Raw genomic sequence first — 26,102 nt, forward strand, 5'->3', positions numbered from 1 at the left:
GACGTCCCGGAAGCGTTAGCCCCTGGAGAACCTGACGCCGAAGGGGCCGCCGCTTCATGGACGCCAACCGCCAGCTTTCCGCCGATACCGACTCACCGGGCGTCGACCTGCTCGGCATGGCCCGGCGCCATTGGTGGCTGGTGCTCCTGATGGTCGGCGCCGGTCTCCTCGGCGCCGGGCAGTTCACCGGCATGCAGAAGAAGGTGTACGAGTCCGCCACCTCCGTCCTCGTCTCGCCGCTCGGCAACGGGCAGGACGCGAACTCCACCAGCGGCCGCACCAAGGGCGACATCAACCTCGACAACGAGGCGCAACTGGTCACCTCCACGACGGTCGCCACCGACGCCCGCGAGCTGATGCGCTCCACCACACTGCCGGACGAACTGGCCCGCAGCGTGCGGGTCGAGGTGCCGCCGAACACCACGTTCCTGGTCATCACGTATTCCTCGAACGACGCCCGGATCGCGCAGGGCGGGTCGCACGCGTTCGCCGAGGCGTACCTGCGCAACCGCGAGGAGAGCGCGAAGACCGAGGTCGCCGGGCGGATCGCGATCCTGCAGGACAAGCTCAACCAGCTCAACGCGAGCCTGCTGCAGATCAACACCAAGCTGGCCAACCTCCGGCCGACCGACCCGAACCGGCCGAACCTGGAGAGCCAGCGCACCACGGCGACCTCGCAGATCAACACCCTTGCGGGCCAGCTCAACCAGCTGCTCACCACGACCATCAGCCCCGGCAAGATCATTCGTGACGCGGAACTGCCGTCCCGGCCGGTGAAGCCCAACCGGCTGCTCAACCTCGCCAGCGGCGCCATGGTCGGCCTGCTGCTCGGCGTCGGCGCGGCCCTGCTCCGCGAGCGGCTCGACCAGCGCGTCCGCCGCCCCTCCGACCTGCCCCGCCGGGTCGACGTCGCGGTCCTCGCCGCGGTGCCCGGCCGGGTCAAGCCCCGCCTCGACGACGTGTTCGCGCCGTTCGGCGCCGGCGGCCGCATCTTCAACCGGCTCCGCAACGAGGTCCTCGCGAGCATCCCCGCGCCGAACGGCGCCGACGCCCGGGTCGCGCTCGCCGGCCAGGTGGTCGTCGTCGCCGGCGCCAGCCGCGGCGCCGCATCGACTGTCGTGGCGGCCAACCTCGCCGCCGCGTTCGCCCGTACCGGCGCCGAAACGGTCCTCGTCTGCGCGCACCTCCCCGACAGCCTCGTCGACACCGCCAGCGTCAACAAGATGCTCGGGGTCCGCTCCGTGCCGGGCCTGTCCGACGTGCTCGCCGGGCGGTTCTCCCTCAGCAGCGCCACCCAGCGCGCGCCGCGGCACCCGAACCTCAGCGTCGTCACCACCGGCGGCACCGCCAGCGCCGGCGGGCTGCTGCAGTCGCAGGCGCTGCGCGACACCCTCGCCACGCTGCGGGAGCGGGCCGCGTACGTGGTCGTCGAGGCACCCTCGACGGCGACCAGCGCCGACGCGCAGAGCCTGGCCAGCCTCGCCGACGCCGCGATCGTCGCGGTCGAGCTGCGGCGCACCCGCAACACCGAGGTCGCCGACGCCGCCGACCAGTTGCGCCGGGTCGGCACGCCCCTGCTCGGCGCGGTCGTCCTGCCGCGCCTGGCCGGCGCCCGCGGCACGGAGGAGCGCGACAGCCAGGAGATCACCGTCGCCGACGACATGACCACGGTCCTGGACAAGCTGCCGCCGAAGGAGCCCGAGGAGCCGATGGCCGCCAAGCGGCTCCGGACCGCCGCGGCGACCGCCACCGTCACGCCGCCGGCGGTCGTGCAGGCGCCCGCCGTGCCGAAGCGGCAGACCCGCACGATCTCCGTGACCCGCATCAACGCCGACGCCGCCGGCGAGAACGGCGCAGACAAGCGCCGATGAGTGAGCTTGCGAGCGAGTCATGTAGCAGGTTCGGGGCAGGCCGACGCCGGAGCGCAGCGGAGGTGGCGGTATGACCGCCCTCGCGAACCACCCCTCGCTGCAGGCGGTCCCCGAAACGCGGCGCCCCGGCCGGGTGCACCGCCTGCCCGCCTGGCCCGTGACCGGCCTGCTGCTGCTCTACCCGCTGTGGTGGGCCCTCGGCCTCGGCACCCTGATCTTCTTCCTGGTGGCCGTGCCGATGCTGGTGTCGCTGGTACGGCACCGCGCCTCGGGCCAGTTCGTCAAGCTGCCGCCCGGCTTCCTGCTGTGGCTGCTGTTCCTCGCGGTCGTCGGCCTGGGGCTGTTCAGCCTCGGCGCCGACCCGACCGGCACCGTGCCGGGCACCGCGGCCAGCCGGCTGGTGTCCTTCGCGTTCCGCCTCGGCGGCTACGTGGCGATGACCGTGATCCTGGTCTACGCCGGCAACGTCGACCGCCGGGAGCTGCCGCAGCAGCGCTTCATCCGGCTCCTCGCGTGGCTGTTCGTCGTCACCGTCGCCGGCGGGCTGCTGGGCATGGCCGCGCCGACCTTCGAGTTCACCGCGCCGCTGGAGCTGCTGCTGCCGGACCACCTGCGCGAGAACGGCTTCATCCAGTCCCTGGTGCACCCGACCGCCGCGCAGATCATGAACCTGCTCGGCGGGGAGACGCCGCGGCCCGGCGCGCCCTGGGGGTACACCAACACCTGGGGCAACAACGTCTGCCTGCTGATCGGCTGGCTGCTGGTGGCCGGCTGGTCGCTCACGAAGAGCCGGCGCACGAAGGCGTTCACCCTCGCGACGCTGCTGATCGCGATGGCGCCGATCGTCTACTCGCTCAACCGGGGACTGTGGATCGGCCTCGGGGTGATGGTGCTCTACGTGGCGGTGCGGCTGGCGGTCCGCGGCCGGTTCGCCGCGCTGGCCCTCGTCGGGGTCGCCGGCGCCGTCGTCGCGGTCGCCGTCGCCACCACGCCGCTCGGCGACGTCGTCACCGCACGCCTGGAGGACGGCAAGTCCAACGGCGTGCGCATGTACACCACGGAGAAAGCCGTCGGCGGGATGGCCGAGTCGCCGCTGATCGGCTTCGGCTCGACCCGCAACACCATCGGCGGGCGCAACTCGATCGCGGTCGGGGAGAGCGAGGACTGCGAGCGCTGCGGCAACTTCACCATCGGCGGCAACGGCCAGCTGTGGCAGCTCCTCTTCGCCCACGGGCTGCTCGGCACCGTCACCTACCTGGGGTTCTTCGTCGTGGGGCTGTGGCGCTTCCGGCGCGACGCGACCCCGGCGGGGCTGGCCGCCACCGCCGCGATCGTGTCCAGCTTCGCCGCGATGTTCTGGTACAACGCGCTCGTCACCCCGCTGGCGCTGACCTTCCTCGCGTACGCCGTCCTGTGGCGCAACCGTTTGGAGAGCCGATGAGTCCAGTGAAGACCGCCCCGGCCGCACTGCAGGTCGACGACGAACAACTGCGCGCGCAGTACATCGAGGAGGTCCTCGCCCTGCTGTACCCGGGGCAGGGCACCGCGGTCGTGGAATACCTGGTGGTGCCGAACGCCCGCAAGCCGCGGCTGCTCGTGCCCGCCGACGACCGCCGCCTCGCCGCCGCCGCCGTGCGCCGCTACGCCGAGCCGCAGTCCCGCATGGCCAAGCTCAAGCGCGACGCGGTCGTCGCCGCCCTGCGCACCGGCGCGTCGTCGGTGCTGCTGCGCGACCGGCTGCGCGTCACGCCCGGGGCCGACACCATCGACACCTACCTGCGCCGGGAGCTCGCCACCGACGTGCGGCTCAGCGTCCACATCGGACCCGCGCGGGCCAACCGCAAGCCGGTGCTGCAGCTGCTGACCGCCGACGGCGCCACCATGGCGTTCGCGAAGCTCGGCACGTCGGCGCTGACCAGGGCCCTGGTGAAGGCGGAGGGCAACGCCCTCGCCGCCGTGTCGACCGCCGGGCTCAAGGCCCTGCGGGTGCCCGAGGCGATCCACATCGGACAGTGGGGCGAGCACGAGGTCCTTGTGCAGTCGGCGCTGCCGGTGTGGCGGCCCAGGGTCGCGCTGACCGCGCCCCGGCTGGCCACCGCGATGCGTGAGGTCGCCGCCTGCTGCGGCACCCGCCGCGGCCGCCTCGACGACAGCGGCTACTGGACCCGCCTGCGGTCCCGGCTCACCGCCGTCGCCGACCACCCCGAGGGCGGCGCGCTGCGGACCGCGGCCGAGCGGATCGCCCGCACCGCCGGCGGCGTCCAGCTCACCTACGGCTCCTGGCACGGCGACTGGTCGCCGTGGAACATGGCCTGCCTCGCCGACACGATCCTGGTCTGGGACTGGGAACGCTTCACCCCCGGCGTCCCGATCGGCTACGACGCGCTGCACCACGCGCTGCAGGTCGGCATCGCCAAGGCACCGTCCGCCGCCAGGGCCGTCAACGACCTCATCGACGCCGCGCCCGAGCTGCTGCTGCCGTTCGGCGTGGTGCACCGCCAGGCGGTCGAGGTGACCACCCTGCTCTACCTCATCGACCTGGCCACCCGGTACGTCACCGACCGGCAGGCGGAGGCCGGCGCCCGGCTGGGCGTGCTCGGCAGCTGGCTGCTGCCCGTTCTCGTCGCGCGAGTGGAGGCACTGTAACCATGCCCGTGCAGGTTCCCGACACGCTGAAGCGGATCGTCCACTTCGGATCCCGCAACTACGGGCAGCTGACCGCCGGCCGGCGGATGCTGCCGCAGTTCCTGATCTGCGGCGGCCAGCGCTGCGGCACCACGTCGCTCTACCGTGCCCTCGCCACGCACCCCGCCGTCATCAAGGCCGTGCTGCACAAGGGCGTGCACTACTTCGACGTCGGCTACCACCACGGGCTGCGCTGGTACCGCGGGCACTTCCCGTTGCAGCGGCGCGCCGCGCGGATCCAGGACGAGCTCGGCGTCCCCGCGCAGACGTTCGAGTCCAGCCCGTACTACATGTACCACCCGCACGCCCTGGCCAGGATCGCCGCGGACCTGCCCGGCGTGAAGCTGGTCGTGCTGGTCCGCGACCCCGTCGAGCGCGCCTACTCCCAGCACGCGCACGAGGTCGCCCGCGGCTTCGAGCCGGAGGTCGACTTCGGCCGCGCCCTCGCCCTGGAGCCCTCGCGCCTGGCGGGGCAGCGCGAGCTGCTGCTCAACGACCCGGACGCGTACAGCTTCGCCCACCAGCACCACGCCTACCGGGCCCGCGGCGAGTACATCGAATACATCGAGCCGATGGCGGCGCTGCTCGGCCGCGACCGCATCCACGTGGTCGACAGCACCGAGTTCTTCCTGCGCCCCGAGCCGGTGTACGACGCCGTCCTGGACTTCCTCGGCCTGCCGCGGGTCGAGCGGTACCCGGCGTTCGACCGGCACAACGCCCGCCCCCGCAACCGCCTCGACGACTCGATCGCCTCGCAGCTCGCCGCGTACTACGAGCCCTTCGACGAGCGCCTGGCCACCTGGCTCGGTCACCGCCCCTCCTGGTTGTCCACAGCGGACAGTCCGGCGTGACGGCGACACTCGACAAGCCCACCCCCGGAGCAGGTCTCGAGTCGCGCAACGGCATGCTGCGCGGCGCCGCCCGGGGTGGGCTGGCGAACCTCGCCGGCACCGTCTGCACCGGCGTCGCCGGGCTCGGTGTCACCTGGCTCGCCGCCCGCGCCCTCGACCCGCACGGCGCGGGCGCGTTCTTCGCCGCCACGGCGGTGTTCGGGCTCGGTGTCACCGTCGCGAAGCTCGGCGTGCAGACGTCACTGGTGTACTGGCCGGCCCGGATGCGCGCGGTCGGCGACCTGTCCCGCCTCGGCGAGTGCCTGCGCGCCGCGCTGGTCCCCCTCGCCGTCGCGGCGCTGGTCCTCGCCGGTGGCCTGTGGTTCGCCGCGGACCTGCTGCCCGGCCGGGCCGACCTGGTGCGGACCCTCGCGGTGTTCCTGCCGGCGGCCGCGGTCAGCGACGCGCTGCTCGCCGCGACCCGCGGCCTGCGCGCGATGCGACCCACCGTGCTGCTCGACCGGGTCATGCGGCCCGCCGCCCAGCTGGTGCTGCTGGCCCTGGTGTGGGTGGCCGGGTGGGGGCCGGACGTGTTCGCCGCGCTGTGGGCGCTGCCCTACCTGCCCGCGGCGCTGTTCGCCGGGATCGCGCTGACCCGGCTGCGCGCCCGCATCACACCGGCCGAGGGGGAGCGTTCGGACTTCACGCCGCGCCGGTTCTGGGCGTTCACCGCGCCGCGCGCCGTGGCGAGCCTCGCCCAGATGGCGCTGCAACGCGTCGACGTGCTGCTGGTCGCGGCGCTCGCCGGCCTCGCGCCGGCCGCCATGTACGCCGTCGCCGGCCGGTTCGTCATCCTCGGCCAGTTCGTCAACCAGGGCGTCACGCAGTCGGTCCAGCCGCGCCTCGCCGAGCGGCTCGCCGTGCGCGACACGGCCGGCGCGAACCTGCTCTACCGGCAGGCGACCGCGTGGGTCGTGCTCACCTGCTGGCCGCTGTACCTGCTGATGTTCACCTACGCCCACCAGTACCTCGACCTCTTCGGCGAGCACTACGAGGGCGGCGTGCGCATCGTGCGGGTGCTCTCGGCCACGATGCTGGTTGCGACGGCGTGCGGGATGGTCGACGTGGTCCTCGCGATGGCGGGCCGCACCTGGTGGAACCTCGCCAACGTGGGCCTCGCCCTGGTCACGATGCTGTGCGTCGACGCGGTGCTGATCCCCCGGCACGGCGCGTTCGGCGCCGCCGTCGGGCTGTGCGCGGCGGTGCTCGTCAACAACCTGGTGCCGCTCACCCAGGTGGTGCGGGGCCTCGGCCTGCACCCGTTCGGCCGGGCCACGCTGCTCGCCGGCGCGCTGGCCACATTGTGTTTCGCCGTGCCGCAGCTGGCCGTGCTGCCGGTCCACGGACTGTTCGTGAAATTCGCCGCCACGGGGGCGGGTGCGGCCGCGTACTGCTACGCGGTCGTGCGTTTGAGGCACGTTCTGATGCAGGGGGAACGATGAGAACTGACTACGCGGAGGTCTTCCAGTCGGATGAGGCGGTCGACAAGTACGAACGGGTGGTCTATGCGCCGGAGACCTACTCCACGGCGGTGAGCGGCCGGCAACGCGCGTTCCTGCGCCGGCTGGTCCGCCGGGAGTTCACCGCCCGCCGGCCCGTCCAGCACGACTTCGCGTGCGGCACCGGCCGGGCGATCAAGCTGCTGCACGGTGTCGTCCGAGCGGCGCACGGCTACGACGTGTCCGCCCAGATGCTCGCGAAGGCCCAGGAGGCGGGCGTCTACGCGAAGCTGCACCAGGTCGACGGCGAGGGGCCGGTCCCGGAACCGGCCACAGTGGACGGACCGGCGCTGGTGACCGTGTTCCGGTTGCTGCTCAACGCGCCCAAGGACGTCCGGGACCGGGCGATCGCGTTCGCCGCGAAGATCCTGCCCGAGGCCGATTCGGGCCTGCTGGTGGTGGAGAACCACGGCAACCGTTCGTCGCTGCGGCACCTGCGGCACCGCTCCAACCGCGCCAACGTGTGGTTCGCGGAGCTGCACCACGCCGAGGTCGAGCAGCTGCTCGCGCGGCACGGGTTCGAGGTGATCGAGCGGCGCGGCTTCGCGCTGTGCCCGGCCGGCGCGTACCGCCGCGAATGGCTGCGACCGGTGGCCCGCCGCGCGGACGACCTCGCGGCCCGCAGCGGCCGCCTCTCCGGCATCGCCACCGACGTGCTCTACGTGGCTCGCCGGATACCCAAGTAGCGCTCGTAGCGGAGGGATGTTGTCGTAGTGAAGCGGATCGGGCTCGTCGTCGCCGTCGTGGTCGCCTGCCTGGCGGGCGCGACGGCGGTGACCCTCAGCGTGCTGTCCACGAAGGACACCCCGGCCCCCCGGCCGTCGCCGACCACCGGCCCGGCGACCCCGGGCGGCGCACCACCGGCGATCGCGACGTCCACCGGGCCGTTCGCGGCGGGTCCGATCGCACCCCCGACACAGGGCTCCTACCTGGGTGCGTGGGTCCGGCCGGAACACCTCACGGAATCCGGCCGGCTCACCGCGATGACGGCCTGGGAGAAGTCCGTCGGGCGCAAGATGGCGATCGTCAACACGTACCGCCGCTTCGACGAGAACTTCTTCAACGCCTCCGACGAGCAGTTCGCCGCCCGCGGCACGACACTCATGCTGTCGTGGGCGGGCGGCGACACCCGGCTCATCACCCTGGGCCGCTACGACGACCTGATCCGCGAGCGGGCCCGCGAGCTCAAGGCGTTCGGCCGTCCGGTGCTGCTGCGGTACCGGTGGGAGATGGACCGCCCGAACCTGCGCGCCCAGATGTGGTCCGGGGAGGACTACGTCGCGGCGTGGAAGCATGTGCGGGCCATCTTCACCGCGGAGGGCGCCACCAATGCGTCCTGGGTGTGGTGCCCGACCGTGGAGGGCTTCCAGGGCGGCTATGCGGCCGACTTCTACCCCGGCGACGACATGGTCGACTGGAACTGCGTCGACGTCTATGCCGGCACCAAGTACGACACGATCGGGGCGCTGATGCGGCAGTTCCTGGAGTTCTGCGCGGCGCACCCGACGAAACCGGTGATGATCGGGGAGTTCGGGGTGGCCCGGGCGTGGGGGACCGACCAGCGCGCGGCCTGGCTGCGCGACGCGTCCGCGACGTTCAAGGCCAACCCGCAGATCCGGGCGGTGATGTACTTCGAATCCGACCCGACCGACAACAAGGGCCCCACGCAGCAGTTCCAGGTCTCCGACGACCCCGCGGTCCTCGGCGCGTTCCGCGCGTCGCTGGCCCAGGACCCGCACTACACGCCGATGACCGGCGCCGCCAAGACCAGGAAGAAGTGATCATGTCTCGTGTCCGTGTGCTCGCCCTGGTCGCGGCGCTGGCGTGTGCGTTTCTCGCCGGCTGCCGGTCCGACCCGAACGTCGCGGCCTACCTCGGCGACGGCGCCGTCACCATCGAGGAGGTCGGCAGCGTCGCCGCCGACCTGACCTTCGCCCCGGCGCAGCGGGGCCAGGTCACCGGCTACGTCCTCGGCTCGATGATCATCCGGGACGTCGGCCGGCGGCTCGCCGCGGAACGCTCGCTCACCGTCCGGCAGGAGACCACCCCCGGCATGGTCGCGCAGTACTACGACCTGCCCGCCGACGCGCGGATCGTGACGCTGGTCACGGACACCCAGAACGTCCTGCTCACCCTCGCCGCCGCCGTCACCCCGGTCGAGCCCGACCGTGACCAGCAGCGGGCCGCCTTCGATGCGCTGTTCTTCGCCAGCGGCCGCCCGGTCTCCGAGCGGTACGCCTTCGAACAGGTCCAGTACCTGCTCAACCGCGACAGCATCGGCCGGATGATCGCCCTGCGCCAGCTGCTCGACGACGCCGTCGCCGCCTCCGGCATCACCGTCAACCCCCGCTACGCCGGCCTCACCTACGGCCTTCCGGTCGAGGTCCGCCTCGGCCAGAACGGCGGCCCGGCCCGCGCCAGTATCCTGGTCCACCTGACCGTGGACGAGGTGTCTGCCGTATCTGCCGAGGAGGCCTGAGCGACTGTGCCGGGCAGTGTGGTCCTGCTGGTGACGTCACCCCGGCTCCCCGCCGGCGTGCTCACCGCCCAGGCGTGGGACCTGGTCCGCGCCCACCCCGTCCTGACCGCCGCCGAGTCCGCGCAGGTCGACGCCCTGCGCGCGGCCGGCGCCACCGTCACCGTCGTCGAGCCCACCGTCGACGTCCTGCTCGACGCCCTGGCCACGCACGGCACCTTCGTCTGGCTCGCCTCACCCGACGGCGACGAGCAGCTCGCCCGTTCCCTGGGCCTCCGGCTCGCCCGCGAGCCCGGCCTGGCCACCCTCGAGCTGCTCTACGGCTCGTGGGACCCGCCCGGCGCCCGCGTCCTGGACGCCGTCACCGTCATGGACCGGCTCATGCACCCGGAGACCGGCGACGCCTGGAAGCGGGCACAGACCCACGAGAGCCTGGCACCCTTCCTCCTGGAGGAGTCCTACGAGCTCTACGATGCCATCCGCGACCAGGACCACGAAGCGGTCCGCGAAGAGCTCGGCGACGTCCTGCTGCAGGTCGTCCTGCACGCCCGCCTCGCCGAGGAGGCCGCGGACGCCACCGACAGGTTCACCCTCGACGACGTCGCCGGCGACCTCGTCGACAAGCTCATCCGCCGCAACCCGCACGTCTTCGCCGACACCGAGGTCGGCGGCATCGACGACATCATCGCCAACTGGGAGCAGATCAAGCAGGCCGAGAAGTCCCGCGCCTCCGCCGTCGACGGCGTCGCCCTCTCCCAGCCCGCCCTGGCCCTCGTCGCGAAGCTGCTGCACCGCGTCGCCCGCGCCGGCCTCCACGTCGACTTCACCCCGGCCGACCCGCTCGGCGCCGCCCTCTTCGCCCTGGTCGTCCAGGCCCACGAGGCCGGCCAGGACCCCGAGGCCGCCCTACGCACCGCCGCCCTGTCCTACATGGACGCCGTCCGCCGCGCCGAGTAAGGATCCCGCAGCGGCGCCGGCTTCTCGAGGCTTGCCGCCACGTCGAGGACCGGCCCGGCCGCGACGTAGAACCGCCCCCTGGTCTGCCCGCGCTGCTCCAGCAGTCCACGGTCCAGCAGCATCCGCAGGTCCCGGGTCGCCTGGTCCGTGGTCAGGTCCTCGTCGCGCTGGTACGACGTGCGCCGCACCCGCCCGCCCGACGCCGCCGTGTACAGCGCCGACGTCGTGCGGCCCGGCAGCCCGAGACCCTCGAGCCGCTCCCACAGCATCGCCGCGACGTCGAGCCGCTGCCGGACCCGCTGCATCTGCATGTGGTGCGCCCGCAGACAGAACCGGACCCACGGCAGTGTCTCCGCATGCGGCTGCCATTGCTCGCGCCCGACGTCGCGCAGCGCGTCGTAGTAGTCGAAGGTGTTGCGCCCGTTGCCGAGCCACTCCTCGATGGAGGAGAACTCAGGCGCCAGAACCGCGTCGCGGGCGAGCACCAGCGTGTGCAGGCACCGCGACATCCGCCCGTTGCCGTCCCGCCACGGGTGGACGCGGACGAGGTTCAGGTGCGCCATCGCCGCGCGGACGAACAGCGGCGCGTCCAGGTCCCCGTCCTGCAACCAGTCGGCGAGCTCCTGCATCAGGCCCTGGACGGCGTCGGCGTCGGGGCCGGTGTAGACGACCTCGCCGGTGGAGTGGTCGGTGATCCAGATCCCACCGGGACGGAACCGGCCCGGCCACCGGTCCGGGTGATGCTTCAGCAGCATGTAGTGCAGGCCGTTGAGCAGCATGTAGTGGTAGCGGAACTCGGCGGAGTGGGCCAGCTGCTGGACGTAGGTCAGCGCGTCCCGGTAGCCGGCGATCTCGTCCCAGACCGCGGCGTCCGTGTCGAGTGGCTCGTCGCCCGCTGCCGCCGCGACGGCGTCGTCCATCGACACCTGGTAGCCCTCGATCGAGTTGGACCCCTTGATCCCCCTGGCGACGAGCTGCCGCCGGAGCTGCCCAGTCCACCGATGCGGCGTCGCGACCTGGAACCGAAGGCTCTCCCGCATCCGATCCAGCTCGTCGAGAACCCGCCGGTCCGACGCGGTCAACTTGGGCGTGAGGTAGAGCATGCCGGAATTATATCGGCATTATCCCGGGATCTTCACATTATCTGGGTGGTGCCCTGGTGGGTTGCGGCGGTGACGACGGCGGACCAGCGGGACGGGTCGAAGACGTTGCCGCCGATGGCGGACTGGGAGGCGGCGTCGGGTTCGATGACGGTGGCGGTGTTGGTGGCGAGGTCCGAGTCGCGTTGCAGCATCGGGATGCGGGGCGCCAGGACGACGACCCGGTCGTAGCCGTCGGCGAGGTCGGCGTTGGTGCGGGAGTGGACCCCGCCGTCCATGTACCGGCCGCCGTTGACGGACACCGGCGGGAACAGGCACGGCACGGCGCAGCTGGCGGCGACCGCCGGGACCAGCGGCACCCCCGACGCGGCCGTCCAGGTGACCGGCTCGCCGGTGGCGGTGTCGACGGCGGTGATGAGCAGGCGGTCCGGGAAGTGCTCGATCGGCAGCCGCCGGGCGAACGACGCCAGCCACGGCTCCGGCGGCCCGACCTCGGCCTCCAGAGCGATGGCGCCGATGCGGCGGCGCAGCTCCGGAGCCGGCAGCGACGTGTCCTGCAGCAGCTGGAACGCGACGGCGCCGCGGGTCCAGTCGGCGCGGATCGGTGGGTCGCCGGGGCCGAGCGGCGCCTCCATCGCGGCCGCCTCGCGGGGGTCGTGGCCGGCCGCGACGAGGGCGCCGGTGACCGCGCCGGCCGAGGTGCCGACGATCAGGTCGGCGCCGGTGAGGTCGATTCCCTGGTCGCGCAGGCCGATGAGGAGGCCGAGCTGCCAGGCGACGCCGGTGATGCCGCCGGCGCCGAGGACGAGAGCGGTGCGCTGCATGCATCCTGCTTAACACGGCCCAGGCCGATCGCCAGGCCGGCGGCGACCGCGAGGACCCCGGCGAGCTGGCGGACATCGGGCCTGACCTGGTCCGCGACGGCCACCGTGGCCAGGGCGAAGACGGGAACGAGGCCGACGAAGACGCCGGCCCGTTCGACGCCGAGGTGGGCGACGCCGGTGTACCAGCAGACGAACGCGACCACGGTCAGCACCAGGCCGAGGAACGCCAGCGCGGCACCCTCGCCGGCGGTGGGCAGCCGGGGACGTTCGCCGCTGAACGGCAGGACCACCAGCAGCAGCGGCACGGCCAGGGCGGTGCTCCAGGCCGACACCCGGACCGGGCCGAGGCGGGGCAGCAGCGGCGCGGCCAGCAGGGAGAACGCGGCCTCGCAGGCCAGTACCCCGACGGCGGCGGCGAGGCCGGGTGCGTCGATACGGCCGCCGCCCTCGACGAGGACCGCGCCGAGGACCACGACCGCGGCGGCAAGCAGCAGGCGCGGGGAGGGCCGCCGGCGCTCCTGCAGGGGGCCGAGCAGGGCGAGCAGCAGCGGGCTCACCCCGACGATCGTGCCGATGGCGGCCGGGTCGGCGTGGTGCAGGGCGTACATGAGCAGCACGTTGAAACCGACCAGGCCGGTGGCGGCGACCCCGGCCAGCCGCAGCAGCTCGCGGCCGGTGGGGCGCAGCCAGGAGGTGAGCAGGGCGAGCGCCGCCGCGGCCAGGGTGTACCGCAGGGCCTGCCCGGTCAGGACCGGATAGTCCACCAACGATCGGCTGACCGTGAACGACGAGCCGAGGATCGCGCAGGTCAGCACGCAATAAAAGGTGTGCAGCCGGTTCATGACAGCGAACTTACGATCGGCAGTGGTCCACGCTACAGTGCCACCGAGCCCCGCGTTTGGAGGTCCACTTTGTCGGTCTGGGAGGCGTTGGTCGAGCTTGACCGCACTCGGCCGAGGGTCGGCGACCAGCTTGTCGGCGCGCTGCGGGAGGCGATCACCCGCGGGCGGCTGGCGCCCGGGACGCGGCTGCCCTCGACCAGAGACCTCGCCGCCGACCTCGGCGTCTCCCGGGGACTGGTCGTGGGGGCGTATGAGCAGCTCACCGCCGAGGGGCGGCTGCTGACCCGGCGCGGATCCGGCACCGTGGTCGCCGCCGTGGCCACAGCGGTCCCGCGCCGGCGCAGCGACCCGCCGGACCGGCCCGCGACCGTCGCGCCGCTGCGGCCGGGCGTGCCGGACCTGGGGATGTTCCCGCGCACCGCATGGCGCCGGGCGTACGAGACGGCGCTGACCAGCGCCCTGGACGCGGACTTCGACTACGGCGACGCGACCGGCGCGCCCCGGCTGCGCCGTGAGTTGTCCAGCTATCTCGGACGGGTGCGTGCCGCGCTGGTACCCCCTGAGGGGCTGATCGTGACCGCCGGTGTGACGCAGGGCCTGGCGCTGCTGGCGAAGGTGCTCCTCGACGGCGCCGTGCGGCGGATCGCCCTGGAGGACCCGGGGCCGGCCGCGCTGCGGGAGCACCTCGGGCGGCTCGGGCTGGAGGTCGTCCCGGTGCCGGTCGACGGCGACGGCCTCGACGTGCGGGCGCTCGGGCGCAGCAGGTGCAAGGCGGTCGTGGTCACCCCGGCGCACCAGTTCCCGACCGGTGTCGTGCTCGCGCCGCAGCGGCGTACCGAGCTGATCGCCTGGGCCCGCAGGGTCGACGGGCTCATCGTCGAGGACGACTACGACGCGGAGCACCGGTATGACCGGGAACCTGTCGCCTGCCTGCAGGGCCTGGCCCCGGACCGGGTCGCGCTGGTCGGCTCCGTGAGCAAGGTCCTCGCACCGGGGCTGCGGCTGGGCTGGCTGGTGGCGCCGCAGGCGATGCTGGAGCAGCTGTGCGCGGCGAAGGCCGACGCCGACAACGGCGGCCCGGCACTGCAGCAGCTGGCGTTCGCGGAGTTCCTGGCCGGCGGCGGCTACGACCGGCACCTGCGCCGGGCCCGCCGGCTGCACCGGGAGCGCCGCGACGGGGTCGTCGCGCCGCTGCGCCGGCACCTGCCGCGGGCCCGCATCGGCGGCATCGCCGCGGGGTTGCACCTGGTGGTGGAGCTGCCGCCCGAGATCGACGACCGGGTCGTGTCGCAGCGCGCCGCCGAGTGCGGGCTCGGCCCCCTCGCCCTGTCATCGCTGCGGGTGCGCAAGGGACCGCCGGGGCTGGTGCTCGGCTACGCCGCGCACACTCCGCACGAGCTCGCGAGAGCGGTCAGGACCCTCGCCGGTCTCATATAGGTTCGAACACATGCCGCATGACTTCGTGCCCCTTGCCGAGCACATCGCCGACGCGCTGCTGGAGTCCGATCCCCGGCTCGCGGCGTCGGCCGGCGACCACCGGTTCGACGACCGGCTGCCCGACCTGTCCACCGAGGCGGTCGCCGGCGACGTCGACATGCTCCGCGACGCCTCCGCCGCGCTGACCCAGGTCGACCTCGACCTGCTCGACCCGCAGGAGCAGGTCGACCACGCCGTGCTGCTCGCCCGGGTCGAGCGGATGCTGTTCGAGCGGACCGAGATCCGCGAGCACGAGTGGAACCCGCTCGTGCACAACCCGGCGACGCTGCTCAACGCGCTGATCTCCCGGCCGTTCGCGCCCGCCGAGGAGCGGCTCATGTCGGTCGCGGCCCGGCTGTCGGCGATCCCCGACGCGCTCGCGACCGCCCGCGCCACGCTCGCCGACTCGCCGCGGGTGCACCTGGAGACCGCGACGGGCCAGTTCCAAGGCACCGCGCGGCTGGTCCGGGACGAGCTCACCGAGCTGCTCAAGGAGGCGCCCGGGCTGGCCGACGTGGTGCGGCCGCTGCAGGAGCGGGCCGCGGCGGAGCTCGACGACTTCGCGGGCTGGCTCCGCGACCGCGTCGAGGCCGCCGACCGGGACCCGCGCCTCGGCCGCCGGCTGTGGGAGGCCAGGCTGTGGCACACCCTCGACACGGAGCTCGGCGCGGCGACGGTGCTGGCCCGCGCCGAGGACAACCTCGCCCGGGTGACCGCGCAGCTGCGGGCCGCGGCGGCCGAGCTGACCGGCGGCCCGGAGACCGACGACACCGTCCGCGCCGCGTTCGCGCAGGCGGCGCTCGACGTTCCGGACAACGACTCGATCGTGGAGCTGGCGAAGGTGTCCCTGGACGAGGCGACCGCGTTCGTCCGCGACCACGACCTCGCCACCCTCGTCGACGACCCGCTCGTGATCATGGAGATGCCCGAGTTCGCGCGGGGCGTCGCCGTCGCCTACTGCGACCCGCCGGGGCTGCTGGAGCCGGCCGACCTGCCGACGTTCTTCTGCATCTCACCCACCCCGTCGGACTGGTCGGCGGAGCGGGTCGCGTCGTTCTACCGCGAGTACAACAGCCACATGCTGCGCGACCTGACCGTCCACGAGGCCACCCCCGGGCACTTCCTGCAGCTCGCGCACGCCCGCCGCTTCCGGGGCCGCACCCGGGCCCGGGCGATCGGCTGGTCCGGGCCGTTCGTGGAGGGCTGGGCGGTCTACGCCGAGGAGCTGATGGCCGAGCGCGGCTTCGGCGGCCTGCCGGTGCGCCTGCAGCAGCTGAAGATGCAGCTGCGGATGAGCATCAACGCGATCATCGACCAGCGGATCCACTGCGACGGGATGACGGAGCAGGAGGCGATGGCGCTGATGATGGGCGCCGGCTTCCAGGAGGAGGGTGAGGCGGCCGGGAAGTGGCGGCGCGCGCTGCTGTCCTCGACGCAGCTGTCGACGTACTTCGTGGGCTACACCGAGGTGCGTGAGATCGCGGATGAACGGCCGGTGGACGTCACGCTGCGCGACTGGCACGACCAGATGCTCGCGCACGGCTCACCCCCGCCCCGCCACCTGCGAACCCTGCTCAACCTCTAGGTGCGGGTCGGCAAGATCCGCGCAACCGATAGGCTCAGGGGTGCCGCACCGTGGCGGCCGACCAATCTTTGTCTGCAAGGAGTGACAGTGGCCACGATTGAAGCAATCGGCGCCCGGGAGATCCTGGACTCGCGGGGCAACCCGACCGTCGAGGTCGAGGTCGTCCTCGACGACGGCACCCTCGCCCGCGCTGCCGTCCCCTCCGGTGCCTCCACCGGCGCCTTCGAGGCCAACGAGCTGCGCGACGGTGACTCGAAGCGTTACCTCGGCAAGGGCGTCGAGAAGGCCGTCGAGAACGTCAACGAGCGCATCGCCGAGGCCGTGCGCGGCTTCGACGCCACCGAGCAGCGCCTCATCGACCAGGCCATGCTCGACCTGGACGGCACGCCGGAGAAGTCCAACCTCGGCGCCAACGCGATCCTGGGCGTCTCCCTGGCCGTCGCCAAGGCCGCCGCCGACTCGGCCGGTCTGAGCCTCTTCAAGTACCTCGGCGGCCCCAACGCGCACCTGCTGCCGGTGCCGATGCTCAACATCCTCAACGGTGGCTCCCACGCCGACTCCAACGTCGACGTCCAGGAGTTCATGATCGCCCCGATCGGGGCGCCGACCTTCCGCGAGGCGCTGCGCACCGGCGCCGAGGTCTACCACTCGCTGAAGTCGGTCCTCAAGAAGAAGGGCCTGTCCACCGGCCTCGGCGACGAGGGCGGCTTCGCGCCGAACCTGCCGACCAACGCCGCCGCGCTCGACCTGATCGGCGAGGCCGTCGAGAAGGCCGGTTACACGCTCGGCAGCGACATCGTGCTCGCGCTGGACGTGGCCGCGACCGAGTTCTACAAGGACGGCGGCTACAAGTTCGAGGGCGGCTCCAAGTCCTCCGACGAGATGATCGCCTACTACACCCAGCTGGTCGACGCCTACCCGATCGTGTCCATCGAGGACCCGCTGTCGGAGGAGGACTGGGACGGCTGGAAGGCGATGACCGACGCGATCGGCGGCCGGATCCAGATCGTCGGAGACGACCTGTTCGTCACCAACCCGCAGCGCATCGCCCGCGGCATCGCCACCGACACCGCCAATGCGGTGCTCGTCAAGGTCAACCAGATCGGCTCGCTCACCGAGACGCTCGACGCCGTCGACCTGGCGCACCGCGCCGGGTTCCGCACGATGATGAGCCACCGCTCCGGCGAGACCGAGGACACCACCATCGCCGACCTGGCGGTCGCGGTCGGCAGCGGCCAGATCAAGACCGGCGCCCCGGCCCGGTCCGAGCGGGTCGCGAAGTACAACCAGCTCCTGCGCATCGAGGACGAGCTCGACGACGCGGCGCGCTACGCCGGTCGCGGCGCGTTCCCGCGGTACCGTTAGTCCGGTTTCATGTCCGCGGCCCTCTTCGGTGAGGGCCGCGGGTGTGTGCCACAAGGGGGAGGGCATGCAGCAGCGCACCAGGCCGGGCGGGCGGGCCACGCCCACCAGAGCCTCGGGCCCCCGCGGCGCACAGCGCACCGGGGCCGGCGGGGCGGGCAGGGCACCGGCCAGACCGACCGTCGCCAGGCGGGCCGTGTCCTCCGGCGGCGCCGCCATGCGCACCCGCGCCCCGCAGCCGAAACGGTTCACCAGCCGCGCCGTGGTCCTCAGCCTGGTCCTGCTGGTCCTGCTGCTGGCCTACGCGTATCCGGTCCGTGTCTATCTCGCCCAGCAGGCCGAGATCACGGCCCTGGAGCAGAGCCAGGAGCGGCAGACCGCCAAGATTGCCGAAATGTCGGCCCGGGCGGCGAAGTGGGAAGACAACGAATACGTGATCAGCCAGGCCCGCCAGCGGCTGCACATGGTGCTGCCCGGTGAGAAGCCCTTCGTCGTGGTCGACCCGTCGCGCAGCCAGCAGACCGACCCGACCGCGATCCCGGGCGCGGAGAAGGCGCCGCGGCCCTGGTATGACAAGTTGTGGTCGAGCGTCGAGGCAGCGGACTGAAGATGACCCAGGATTCTGAGCCGACCACGTTCGAGCCGGCCACCGAGGAAGACCTCGCGGTGGTCGCCGCCCAGCTCGGCCGCACGCCCCGCGGCACCCGGGCGGTCGCGCACCGCTGCCCGTGCGGCCTGCCCGACGTGGTCGAGACCACGCCCAGGCTGCCCGACGGCACGCCGTTCCCGACGCTGTTCTACCTGACCTGCCCGCGGGCCGTGCACGAGTGCAGCCGGCTGGAGTCCTCCGGCCTCATGCGCGAGATGGGCACCCGCCTCGCCGAGGACCCCGACCTGCGCAAAGCCTATGAGGCGGCGCACGAGGACTACCTGCGCCGCCGCGAGCAGGTCGGCCACGTCGACGAGATCGCCGGCGTCTCCGCCGGCGGCATGCCGACCCGGGTGAAGTGCCTGCACGTCCACCTCGGCCACGCCCTCGCCGCCGGCCCGGGCGTCAACCCGTTCGGCGACGAGACCCTCGCTAGAGCCGCCGAGTGGTGGGCCGCCGGCCCCTGCGTCCCCCCACCCTCCTGACCCGTTCGCGGGCCCAGCGGAGGTCAGGTCCGACCACCCCGTCCGGACAGCAGTGTGAAGACCCAGGCGCCCGTGGACGCTCCCGCGACTTCACATTTTGCGAGAGCCGACCGGGCCGGGAGGTCACGTCCTTCGGGGGCAAGGTGGGAGTGGTCGGTCCTGCCTTCGCGTCTCGCGCGATGGTCAGGCGAGCTGGACGACAGACCTGGTGCGCCTCGAACCTCGACCACCGGTCTTTCAGATGCCACGCGCATGCGTGTGAGTCGGCCGCGCGAAGCGCATGGCCGAAGGCCGCGGCGGAAGAAACAGCTCAGATGCGGGTGACGACGGAGCGGAGGATCTCCCAGCCTTCGAGGTCGTCGGCGGTGCCGGTGTGCGGGCGCCGGAAGCGGCGCACCTCGACGGCGATGTCGGTCAGGGCCCACCGCAGCTGATACAGCATGATCGTCGACGGGCGGGGCAGGACGCCGGTGGCGGCGGCATACGCGGAGAAGATGGAGCCGTCGCCCGGCTCGATGAGCCACAGGTCCCGCTCCGGCGGGGAGACCAGGACGGTGTCCCAGTCGATGAGGCGCCAGCCGCTCGGGGTGAGCATCGTGTTGCCCGAGTGCGGCTCGCCGTGGGTGAGCACCGCGCGGACGGGCTCGCCGTGGCTGTCCAGCACCAGCTCGTCGTAGCGGGCCAGGAGGCCGGCCAGGGCCTCGCGGTGGCCGGCGAGCAGCTCCGCGGCCAGGCGGGCGTAGGGGCCGCAGTCGGGGCCGGGGGCCTTGAGCGCCGCCTCGATCTCGCCGCGGCCAGGGACGGCGAAGTCGTCGACGCGGGCGTGCCGGTGGACGATCGCGGGCGCGGTGTGCAGCTGGATGATCATGTCGAGGGTGGCCTGGCGGTGATCGGGACCGCGGAACGCGTTCCAGTCGAAGCTCTGCCCGTCGACGAAGGGGTAGACGGTGACGGTGAAGTCACCCAGGACGACGAGCGGCGCGCCGGTGCGGGTGGGCACCGGGGCGACCGCGAAGGTCCGGCCGATGGCGTGCAGGTCCACGGCGACGCTCAGGGACGCGGTGAGCCGTCCGACGTCGGCGTCCTGGTCGACCGTGACGAACCAGCGGTTGCCGCCGTCGTCGGCGACCTCCCAGTGGTGGCTGCCGAAACCGACCGCACGGTAGTCCAGCGACGCGACGGGGAGCCCCCAGTCGCGTCGCAGGGCCTCCTCGAGAGTGTCTTCGGTGAGACCAGCGGGCGGCGTCAGCACGGTTCTGCACGTTACGGCAGCCCCGCCACCTCTGCCGCCCGAGTACTACCGGCAGGGCAGGAAAGTTTACTTACCTGGGACCGGCGGCGTGGTGCTCTCGACGATCTGGGCGCCCTTCGGCGCGACGAACGCCTGGGCGTCGACCTTCTCGCTGTACTTGCTGAGCTCGACGCCGATCGCCTTGTCGTCGGTGCCGACCCCCTTGAAGCGGGTGAGCAGGCCACTCTCGGCGACGCAGACGTGGAACTCCTTGGCCGAGACGTCGTTCGGGCCGGCGTTGCTGTCCTGGGGGATGCCGGTGACGTCGAGGCAGTCGCTCTTCTGGCCGGCGATCGTCGCGGTGTTCTGGGCGATCTTGACACCCGGCACCACCGCCGCCGCCGTCATCAGGGCGAGGGCCATCTCGGTGTTGATGAAGCCACCGCCGGCCACGGCGGCGAGGTAGGCGGCCTGGTCGGAGGAGGAGAGCTGGCCGGTCTGCACGGCGCTCTTCTGGCACACGACCTTCTGGCCGGTCTTGCCGTTGCAGACCAGCAGCGCGTCCTCGGTGAGGATGAAGCGCCCGTCCTTGCCGATGTAGGCGGCCTTCGGCGGCTGCTGCACCACGGTCGTCGCGGTGCCGTCGTCGGTCTTGTACTCGGCGGTGAAGGTCAGCTTGCCGGACTTGCCCATCCGGTCGGCGAGGTCGGTGATCGCGGAGACGTTGTCGACGGTCTGCTTGACCTGGTTGATGAGGCCGCAGCCCAGCGCGCCGGCGCCGAGCGTGGACGCGAGCACGACGGTCAGGATTCGGGTACCGGCACGATGCATGCCGCCCAATGTGGGGCCGGTCACCGGGTCTGGCAACGAACTGTCAGCAGGGCGACCCGTTGACCGTGCAGCTGACCGGATCGGCGGCCTTGCCCTTGGCCTCGAACCCCATCCGGATCGAGCCGCCCGGCTCCAGATAGGTGTTCCACGACTGGGAGCGCAGCGTCAGCTTGTTCGCCTTGTGCTCGGCCGTGGCGCCCCAGGTGGACGTCAGGTCCACGCCCGGCGGCAGCTGCAGCTGCACCGTCCAGCCCTGCAGCGGCTGGCTGCCGATGTTCGTGACGGTCACCTCGGCGTTGAAGCCGTCCTTCCACTTGCTGCGGACCGCGTAACCGGCCTTCACGCCCCCACCACTGCGGACCGGCGCCGCGCTCGTGGTCGGCGTCGCCACGTGGGTCCGCTCCACGGTGACCACCCGCGGGGCGTCGCGGGTCACGAACAGGACGGTCATGGTGCCCGCCACGACGGTCGCCACCGTGGCGGTGACGACAAGCACGCGCTCACGTGTCAGATGCCACATCCGCGCGCCACTACCCTGACCGTCATGGAGGTAACCGTCCGGCGGGCCCGGACCGGAGATGTGCGGGGCATCCGGAGACTGGTCGCCATGTACGTGGCGGACCGCCGGCTGCTGTCGAAGCCGACTGTGGCGCTCTACGAGGCGGTGCAGGAGTTCTGGGTCGCGGAACGCGACGGTGTGGTCGTCGGCTGCGGCGCGCTGCACGTGATGTGGGAGGACCTCGCCGAGGTGCGCACGGTCGCCGTCGACCCGCTGATGCGCGGGCACAAGATCGGCCACAAGATCGTGGCGGAGCTGCTCGCCGCGGCCCGCGAGATCGGCGTGCGGCGGGTGTTCGTCCTGACGTTCGAGACGCAGTTCTTCGGCTCGTTCGGGTTCGTGCCGATCGACGGCACCCCGGTCACCCACCAGGTCTATGAGGAGCTGCTGCGCTCCTACGACGAGGGTGTCGCGGAGTTCCTGGACCTGGAGCGGGTCAAGCCCAACACCCTCGGCAACCACCGGATGCTGCTGCATTTGTAGGCTTCCGGCATGACCCGGGTCGCTGCGATTGACTGTGGAACGAACTCCGTCCGCCTGCTGATCGCCGACGTGCGCCCCGACGGGTCCCTGGTGGACGTGACCCGGCAGATGCGCATCGTGCGGCTCGGCCAGGGTGTCGACCGCACCGGCCGGCTGGCCGAGGAGGCGATCGAGCGCACCCGCGTGGCCCTGGTCGACTACGCCGCCGAGATCGCCGCCGCCGGGGTGGACCACGCCCGCATGGTCGCCACCAGCGCGAGCCGTGACGCGTCCAACGCCGAGGATTTCCGGGCGATGGTCACCGCCACCCTCGGCTTCGCCCCGGAGGTCGTCAGCGGCGACGAGGAGGCCCGCCTCACGTTCGCCGGCGCCGTGCAGGGCCTGCAGGCGAAGCCGCCGTTCCTGGTCTTCGACATCGGCGGCGGCTCGACCGAGTTCGTCGTGGGCTCCGGCGAAGGGGTCGACGCCGCGATCAGCGTCGACATCGGCTGCGTCCGGCTCACCGAGCGGCACCTGCACGACCACCCGCCGACGCCGGCGCAGGTCGCGGCCGCGGAGAAGGACATCACCGCCGCGGTCGACCGGGCCCTCGCCGCGGTCGACGCCGGCCGGGCCCGCACCTTCGTCGGCCTCGCCGGGTCGGTGACCACGGTGACCGCGCTCGCGCTGGGCCTGACCGAATACGTGCCGGAGCGCATCCACCGCGCCCGGGTCTCCACCGAGGACGTGGCGAAGGTCACCGCGGACCTGCTCGCCGCCACGCCGGAGCAGCGGCTGGCCAACGCGGTCATGCACCCGGGGCGCGCCGACGTGATCGGCGCGGGCGCGCTGATCCTGCGGATCATCCTGGAGCGGTCCGGCGCCGAGTCCGTGGTGGCCTCCGAGTCGGACATTCTGGACGGCGTTGCTATGTCGTGTTTACGTCAGTCCTGATCAGCCGGTGCGGCGGACCTCGGCGCGGGACTGCTCGCGCGGCTCGGCGTCGTCGCGGGACCACCACCAGCCGTAGGTGAGCACGCCCTCCGCCGGCATAGTCATGATGATCTTTGCCGGCATGGGGCCCTCGTAGGCGTTGAAAACGCCCGCGTCGTTTTCCACAAATCTGGTCACGCCGGGCAATTCCAGGCAGGTGACATGCAGTTCGAGCCGGCCGGCCTCACTCGCTGTGAGGATGGTGTGCTCAACGTGTTGCAGTCCCTTGCTGTCGCTGACCGCCTCGTAGTCGAGTGTTATCGCATTGCCGCGCACCACCGAGGTCACCTTGATGCGGGCGACGAACGGTCCGGACTCCAGCCCGTCGCCACGCCCGCGGTAGACACCGGGCGCCGAGGCGAGGCGCTTCAACAGATCGGTCACGGCGCACACCGTAATACCTGCGCGCACCGGACTGTATGCATCACCTGTCTGCGGTTATCGTGAGCCGTCTCCCGCGGACCGGTGGGTCGCTTTTGCAGGCCCAGGAACCCTTCGCCCGTTAGGGTGATATTTGCGGCATACCCCGGAAGGAACCCCATGTCAGATCAGTACCCGCCGCCCGGCAGCTACCCGCCGCCTCCCGGTGGTGGCGACCCCTATGGGCAGCAGCCGCCCCAGTACGGGCAGCAGCCGCAGTACGGGCAGCCGCAGTACGGGCAGCAGCCGTCCAGTGGCGCGCCGCAGTACGGGCAGCAGCCCTCCAGCGGCGCGCCGCAGTACGGGGACCAGCCGTACAGTGGTGCCCCGCAGTATGGTGGCGCGCCGCAGTACGGCGACCAGCCTCAGTACGGATCGCCACAGGGCGCGCCCTTCGGTGCCCCGCCGCCCCCGCCCCGCCGGGGCAAGGGCGGCAAGATCGCGCTGATCATCATCGGCATCATCGTGGCGTTGTGTCTGGTGTGCGGCGGCGTCCTGTGGTTCACCGGCAACAGCATCTTCGACTCGATCAAGAACAGCTCCACCAACGCCAAGGTCGGCGACTGCCTCGAGGGTGACGAGATCACCGGCACGGACACCAAAGAGGTGGACCTGAAGATCGTCGCGTGCACCGATGCCAAGGCGAAGTACAAGGTCATCGGCATCAAGGACGGCGTGAGCAAGGCCGAGTCGCTGAAGCAGGGCACCACGGTGTGCGACGACTACATCGAAAAGGGCGCCGAGTCCGTGCTCTGGCAGGGCACGAACGTGGCCAGCGGCCAGGCCCTCTGCCTCGCCCCGGCCAAGTAGCCGAACAACCCCTCAGCTCGTCCTGACGGGCGGCCCGCGACACGCGGGCCGCCCGTTTCGTTATTCCGTGCTTGATAGTACTGCGCATTGCGTACTACTCTGCTTCACGTGGACACCACCCAGCTGCTCAAGGGGGTCCTCGACCTGGCCGTGCTCGCCGTCCTGCGGGACGAGGACGGATACGGCTATGACATCCTGCGCCGGCTGCGGTCGGCCGGGCTCGACGAGGTCGGCGACGCCTCCGTGTATGGCACCCTGCGCCGGCTGTTCCAGGCCGGGATGCTCACCACCTACGTGGTCCCCAGCGAATCGGGACCGCACCGCAAGTACTACGCGCTGAACGCGGCCGGACGCACGCAGCTCGGCGCCTCGGGCAAGGTGTGGCGGGGCTTCGCCACGACCATGGACCAGCTGATCGGGGAGACGTCGTGACCGAGGCAGCCGCGATCGAGATCGACTACTACTACGAGCGGGTGGCCGCGGCCCTCGCCGACCTGCCCCCGGAGGCCCGCGACGAGCTCCTGGAGGACCTGCCGGCGCACTTCGCCGAGGTGATCGCGGAGCAGGGCGGCCCGCTCGTCGACCGGCTCGGCCCGCCGGCGACGTACGCCGCCGAGCTGCGCGCCGCCGCCGGTCTCGACGCCGGCTCGGACAAACGCGACGGCCGGGCGCCGGTCGTCGTCTACTACCAGCGCTTCGTCGCGGCGCTGCCGGAGCTCGACCAGCGGGCCGGGCGGGTCATCGGCTACCCGAGGGCAACCGACTTCCTGCGGCTGCTGCGTCCGGCGTGGTGGATCGCCCGGGCGGTCGGGGTCGTGGTGCTGATCTTCGCCGCCGACATCCTGCCGACGGACCGCTTCGACGACCCGATCGGCTGGCTCTTCGTCGCGGTCGCGATCGTCATCTCGATCCGTATCGGCGTCACGGGCGTGCCCCAGGTGCCCCGCTGGGTCGGGTTCGCGGGTACCGCCGTCGCCGTCGTCGGCATCCTGTTCGTGATCGCCAACGCGCCGAACATGCTGCGAGGCAGCGACCCGCAGGGCTACTACCCGGCCAGCGGCGGACCGTTCGACGGCGTGACCAACGTCTTCCCCGTCGACGAGCACGGGCGGCAGCTGGACCACGTCACGCTGTACGACCAGAACGGCAACCCGATCCAGGTCGGCGACTACTGGCGGTGCATGACCGGGCCCGGCGAGAAGCCGGCGAGCTACCCGCTGTGCCTGCGCACCGGCGGCCCCGGCGAGACCGTGGAGCCGACGGACACGGCGTCGCCGCCGTCGCCCAGCCCTTCGGTCTCGCCCAGCCCGTCGGGGTCACCCAGCGCTTCGGTCTCGCCCAGCCCTTCCACGTCGGTGTCGCCGAGCCCGTCCCGCTAGTTTTGGGGCGTGACGGACGCCCTTGACCGCCTCGACGCCGAGATCTCCGGCTGCCGGCTGTGCCCGCGGCTGGTGGCCTGGCGGGAGGAGGTCGCGACCACCAAACGGGCCGCCTTCCGCGACGAGGAGTACTGGGGCCGCCCCGTCCCCGGCTTCGGCGCCCACGACGCACGGCTCGGCATCCTCGGCCTGGCACCCGCGGCACACGGGGGGAACCGGACCGGTCGCATCTTCACCGGCGACCGGTCCGGTGACGTGCTGTTCGCCGCCATGCACCGGGCCGGCCTCGCCAACCAGCCGACCAGCGTCAGCCGCGACGATGGCCTCACGATCACCGGCACCCGGATCTTCGCCGCGGTGCGGTGCGCGCCGCCGGACAACAAGCCGACCCCCGTCGAGCGCGACACCTGCGCGCCCTACCTGCACCGCGAGCTCGCCCTCATCCGCCCTGAGCTGCGGGTCGTCATCGCGCTCGGCGCATTCGCGTGGGCCGCTTTCTGGCCCGCCCTGCGCGCCGTCTACGGTGTAGCACCGGCACGGAAGGTACCGTTCGGCCACGGCGCCCTGTGGCAGGCCGACGGCGCCCCCGCGTTGCTCGGTTGTTACCACGTGAGCCAGCAGAACACCTTTACCGGCAGGCTCACGCCAGGAATGCTGGACGAGGTTTTCACCCGTGCGAAGGCACTCGCCGGGATCGGATGACGCTGAGCGACGGG

General features: G+C 72.2%; 27 protein-coding genes. 20 read left to right on the forward strand and 7 right to left on the reverse strand.

Going from position 1 to position 26,102, the window contains the following annotated elements; translation table 11 throughout:
• Window positions 1-56 precede the first annotated feature (56 nt).
• The 9 genes from AB0K00_RS10430 (at window position 57) to AB0K00_RS10470 (ending at window position 10,378) form a co-directional block, all read left to right on the forward strand.
• Entirely contained in the window at window positions 57-1,871 is a 1,815-nt protein-coding gene (locus AB0K00_RS10430; RefSeq protein WP_363518363.1) for a Wzz/FepE/Etk N-terminal domain-containing protein, read from the forward strand.
• Window positions 1,872-1,941: 70 nt separating this feature from the next.
• Complete coding sequence (locus AB0K00_RS10435) at window positions 1,942-3,312, forward strand: hypothetical protein (protein ID WP_363518365.1); 1,371 nt, start codon at window positions 1,942-1,944, stop codon at window positions 3,310-3,312.
• A complete protein-coding gene (locus AB0K00_RS10440) occupies window positions 3,309-4,517 on the forward strand; it encodes a hypothetical protein (RefSeq protein ID WP_363518367.1) in 1,209 nt (402 codons plus the stop codon). The genes AB0K00_RS10435 and AB0K00_RS10440 overlap by 4 nt, the downstream gene beginning before the upstream one ends.
• Window positions 4,518-4,519: 2 nt before the next feature.
• Complete coding sequence (locus AB0K00_RS10445) at window positions 4,520-5,407, forward strand: sulfotransferase domain-containing protein (protein ID WP_363518369.1); 888 nt, start codon at window positions 4,520-4,522, stop codon at window positions 5,405-5,407.
• Complete coding sequence (locus AB0K00_RS10450; protein ID WP_363518371.1) at window positions 5,404-6,888, forward strand: lipopolysaccharide biosynthesis protein; 1,485 nt, start codon at window positions 5,404-5,406, stop codon at window positions 6,886-6,888. The genes AB0K00_RS10445 and AB0K00_RS10450 overlap by 4 nt, the downstream gene beginning before the upstream one ends.
• Window positions 6,885-7,631: a methyltransferase domain-containing protein gene (locus tag AB0K00_RS10455; RefSeq protein WP_363518373.1), complete on the forward strand. Its 747-nt coding sequence runs from the start codon at window positions 6,885-6,887 to the stop codon at window positions 7,629-7,631. The genes AB0K00_RS10450 and AB0K00_RS10455 overlap by 4 nt, the downstream gene beginning before the upstream one ends.
• A 27-nt stretch (window positions 7,632-7,658) precedes the next feature.
• The gene (locus AB0K00_RS10460; RefSeq protein WP_363518375.1) at window positions 7,659-8,726 is read left to right on the forward strand and encodes a glycosyl hydrolase; all 1,068 of its coding nucleotides are present in this window, start codon (window positions 7,659-7,661) and stop codon (window positions 8,724-8,726) included.
• A gap of 2 nt (window positions 8,727-8,728) precedes the next feature.
• Window positions 8,729-9,424 carry a hypothetical protein gene (locus AB0K00_RS10465; protein ID WP_363518377.1) on the forward strand — a complete coding sequence of 232 codons (696 nt, stop codon included), beginning with the start codon at window positions 8,729-8,731 and terminating at the stop codon, window positions 9,422-9,424.
• Window positions 9,425-9,430: 6 nt separating this feature from the next.
• Window positions 9,431-10,378 (forward strand): MazG family protein, encoded by a 948-nt coding sequence (locus AB0K00_RS10470; protein WP_363518379.1) that lies wholly within the window; start codon window positions 9,431-9,433, stop codon window positions 10,376-10,378.
• Here AB0K00_RS10470 and AB0K00_RS10475 read toward each other — a convergent pair.
• From AB0K00_RS10475 to AB0K00_RS10485, 3 genes are read right to left on the reverse strand one after another with little or no spacing between them, the layout of a single operon-like run.
• Complete coding sequence (locus AB0K00_RS10475) at window positions 10,348-11,481, reverse strand: Fic family protein (protein ID WP_363518381.1); 1,134 nt, start codon at window positions 11,479-11,481, stop codon at window positions 10,348-10,350. The genes AB0K00_RS10470 and AB0K00_RS10475 overlap by 31 nt on opposite strands.
• Window positions 11,482-11,513: 32 nt before the next feature.
• Complete coding sequence (locus AB0K00_RS10480; RefSeq protein WP_363518383.1) at window positions 11,514-12,302, reverse strand: patatin-like phospholipase family protein; 789 nt, start codon at window positions 12,300-12,302, stop codon at window positions 11,514-11,516.
• On the reverse strand, window positions 12,188-13,144 hold the full coding sequence (locus AB0K00_RS10485; RefSeq protein ID WP_363518385.1) for a DMT family transporter: 957 nt from the start codon (window positions 13,142-13,144) through the stop codon (window positions 12,188-12,190). The genes AB0K00_RS10480 and AB0K00_RS10485 overlap by 115 nt, the downstream gene beginning before the upstream one ends.
• Window positions 13,145-13,213: 69 nt before the next feature.
• On the opposite strand from AB0K00_RS10485, the gene AB0K00_RS10490 reads away from it, so the two are divergent.
• The 5 genes from AB0K00_RS10490 (at window position 13,214) to AB0K00_RS10510 (ending at window position 18,701) form a co-directional block, all read left to right on the forward strand.
• Window positions 13,214-14,581 carry a PLP-dependent aminotransferase family protein gene (locus AB0K00_RS10490; protein WP_363518387.1) on the forward strand — a complete coding sequence of 456 codons (1,368 nt, stop codon included), beginning with the start codon at window positions 13,214-13,216 and terminating at the stop codon, window positions 14,579-14,581.
• A 10-nt stretch (window positions 14,582-14,591) separates the two neighbouring features.
• The gene (locus AB0K00_RS10495; protein ID WP_363518389.1) at window positions 14,592-16,205 is read left to right on the forward strand and encodes a DUF885 domain-containing protein; all 1,614 of its coding nucleotides are present in this window, start codon (window positions 14,592-14,594) and stop codon (window positions 16,203-16,205) included.
• Between the two features lie 87 nt (window positions 16,206-16,292).
• Entirely contained in the window at window positions 16,293-17,570 is a 1,278-nt protein-coding gene (eno, locus tag AB0K00_RS10500; RefSeq protein ID WP_363518391.1) for a phosphopyruvate hydratase, read from the forward strand.
• A gap of 64 nt (window positions 17,571-17,634) precedes the next feature.
• Window positions 17,635-18,174 carry a septum formation initiator family protein gene (locus tag AB0K00_RS10505; RefSeq protein ID WP_363518393.1) on the forward strand — a complete coding sequence of 180 codons (540 nt, stop codon included), beginning with the start codon at window positions 17,635-17,637 and terminating at the stop codon, window positions 18,172-18,174.
• 2 nt (window positions 18,175-18,176) lie between these two features.
• Window positions 18,177-18,701 (forward strand): DUF501 domain-containing protein, encoded by a 525-nt coding sequence (locus AB0K00_RS10510; RefSeq protein WP_363518395.1) that lies wholly within the window; start codon window positions 18,177-18,179, stop codon window positions 18,699-18,701.
• A 310-nt stretch (window positions 18,702-19,011) separates the two neighbouring features.
• On the opposite strand, the gene AB0K00_RS10515 is transcribed toward AB0K00_RS10510, so the two are convergent.
• The 3 genes from AB0K00_RS10515 to AB0K00_RS10525 all read right to left on the reverse strand — a co-directional run bounded on the left by AB0K00_RS10515 (window position 19,012) and on the right by AB0K00_RS10525 (window position 21,259).
• Window positions 19,012-19,953: a phosphotransferase gene (locus AB0K00_RS10515; protein ID WP_363518397.1), complete on the reverse strand. Its 942-nt coding sequence runs from the start codon at window positions 19,951-19,953 to the stop codon at window positions 19,012-19,014.
• 66 nt (window positions 19,954-20,019) lie between these two features.
• Window positions 20,020-20,763, reverse strand: a complete 744-nt coding sequence (locus AB0K00_RS10520) for a hypothetical protein (RefSeq protein WP_363518399.1) — start codon at window positions 20,761-20,763, stop codon at window positions 20,020-20,022.
• A gap of 43 nt (window positions 20,764-20,806) precedes the next feature.
• Complete coding sequence (locus AB0K00_RS10525; protein WP_363518401.1) at window positions 20,807-21,259, reverse strand: cellulose binding domain-containing protein; 453 nt, start codon at window positions 21,257-21,259, stop codon at window positions 20,807-20,809.
• A 39-nt stretch (window positions 21,260-21,298) separates the two neighbouring features.
• Between AB0K00_RS10525 and AB0K00_RS10530 the strand changes: the two genes are divergently transcribed.
• Entirely contained in the window at window positions 21,299-21,805 is a 507-nt protein-coding gene (locus AB0K00_RS10530; protein ID WP_363518969.1) for an amino-acid N-acetyltransferase, read from the forward strand.
• Window positions 21,806-21,814: 9 nt separating this feature from the next.
• The gene (locus AB0K00_RS10535; RefSeq protein ID WP_363518403.1) at window positions 21,815-22,738 is read left to right on the forward strand and encodes a Ppx/GppA phosphatase family protein; all 924 of its coding nucleotides are present in this window, start codon (window positions 21,815-21,817) and stop codon (window positions 22,736-22,738) included.
• Here the strand turns inward: AB0K00_RS10535 and AB0K00_RS10540 are convergent, their stop codons facing one another.
• Window positions 22,739-23,161 (reverse strand): hypothetical protein, encoded by a 423-nt coding sequence (locus AB0K00_RS10540; protein WP_363518405.1) that lies wholly within the window; start codon window positions 23,159-23,161, stop codon window positions 22,739-22,741.
• 156 nt (window positions 23,162-23,317) lie between these two features.
• Between AB0K00_RS10540 and AB0K00_RS10545 the strand changes: the two genes are divergently transcribed.
• The 4 genes from AB0K00_RS10545 (at window position 23,318) to AB0K00_RS10560 (ending at window position 26,088) form a co-directional block, all read left to right on the forward strand.
• Window positions 23,318-24,007 carry a hypothetical protein gene (locus AB0K00_RS10545; RefSeq protein WP_363518407.1) on the forward strand — a complete coding sequence of 230 codons (690 nt, stop codon included), beginning with the start codon at window positions 23,318-23,320 and terminating at the stop codon, window positions 24,005-24,007.
• Between the two features lie 108 nt (window positions 24,008-24,115).
• Window positions 24,116-24,439 carry a PadR family transcriptional regulator gene (locus tag AB0K00_RS10550; RefSeq protein ID WP_203845204.1) on the forward strand — a complete coding sequence of 108 codons (324 nt, stop codon included), beginning with the start codon at window positions 24,116-24,118 and terminating at the stop codon, window positions 24,437-24,439.
• Window positions 24,436-25,386: a hypothetical protein gene (locus AB0K00_RS10555; RefSeq protein ID WP_363518409.1), complete on the forward strand. Its 951-nt coding sequence runs from the start codon at window positions 24,436-24,438 to the stop codon at window positions 25,384-25,386. The genes AB0K00_RS10550 and AB0K00_RS10555 overlap by 4 nt, the downstream gene beginning before the upstream one ends.
• A gap of 9 nt (window positions 25,387-25,395) precedes the next feature.
• Entirely contained in the window at window positions 25,396-26,088 is a 693-nt protein-coding gene (locus AB0K00_RS10560) for a uracil-DNA glycosylase (protein WP_363518411.1), read from the forward strand.
• Window positions 26,089-26,102 lie beyond the last annotated feature (14 nt).

The organism is Dactylosporangium sp. NPDC049525 (assembly GCF_040676755.1).
Lineage (GTDB): Bacteria > Actinomycetota > Actinomycetes > Mycobacteriales > Micromonosporaceae > Dactylosporangium.

Bases quoted from the DNA above. Each gene is read 5' to 3' on its own strand.
- AB0K00_RS10430 (WP_363518363.1), top strand. From the start codon at position 57: ATGGACGCCAACCGCCAGCTTTCCGCCGATACCGACTCACCGGGCGTC.
- AB0K00_RS10435 (WP_363518365.1), top strand. From the start codon at position 1,942: ATGACCGCCCTCGCGAACCACCCCTCGCTGCAGGCGGTCCCCGAAACG.
- AB0K00_RS10440 (WP_363518367.1), top strand. From the start codon at position 3,309: ATGAGTCCAGTGAAGACCGCCCCGGCCGCACTGCAGGTCGACGACGAA.
- AB0K00_RS10445 (WP_363518369.1), top strand. From the start codon at position 4,520: ATGCCCGTGCAGGTTCCCGACACGCTGAAGCGGATCGTCCACTTCGGA.
- AB0K00_RS10455 (WP_363518373.1), top strand. From the start codon at position 6,885: ATGAGAACTGACTACGCGGAGGTCTTCCAGTCGGATGAGGCGGTCGAC.
- AB0K00_RS10465 (WP_363518377.1), top strand. From the start codon at position 8,729: ATGTCTCGTGTCCGTGTGCTCGCCCTGGTCGCGGCGCTGGCGTGTGCG.
- AB0K00_RS10475 (WP_363518381.1), bottom strand. From the start codon at position 11,481: ATGCTCTACCTCACGCCCAAGTTGACCGCGTCGGACCGGCGGGTTCTC.
- AB0K00_RS10480 (WP_363518383.1), bottom strand. From the start codon at position 12,302: ATGCAGCGCACCGCTCTCGTCCTCGGCGCCGGCGGCATCACCGGCGTC.
- AB0K00_RS10485 (WP_363518385.1), bottom strand. From the start codon at position 13,144: ATGAACCGGCTGCACACCTTTTATTGCGTGCTGACCTGCGCGATCCTC.
- AB0K00_RS10495 (WP_363518389.1), top strand. From the start codon at position 14,592: ATGCCGCATGACTTCGTGCCCCTTGCCGAGCACATCGCCGACGCGCTG.
- AB0K00_RS10505 (WP_363518393.1), top strand. From the start codon at position 17,635: ATGCAGCAGCGCACCAGGCCGGGCGGGCGGGCCACGCCCACCAGAGCC.
- AB0K00_RS10510 (WP_363518395.1), top strand. From the start codon at position 18,177: ATGACCCAGGATTCTGAGCCGACCACGTTCGAGCCGGCCACCGAGGAA.
- AB0K00_RS10520 (WP_363518399.1), bottom strand. From the start codon at position 20,763: ATGCATCGTGCCGGTACCCGAATCCTGACCGTCGTGCTCGCGTCCACG.
- AB0K00_RS10535 (WP_363518403.1), top strand. From the start codon at position 21,815: ATGACCCGGGTCGCTGCGATTGACTGTGGAACGAACTCCGTCCGCCTG.
- AB0K00_RS10545 (WP_363518407.1), top strand. From the start codon at position 23,318: ATGTCAGATCAGTACCCGCCGCCCGGCAGCTACCCGCCGCCTCCCGGT.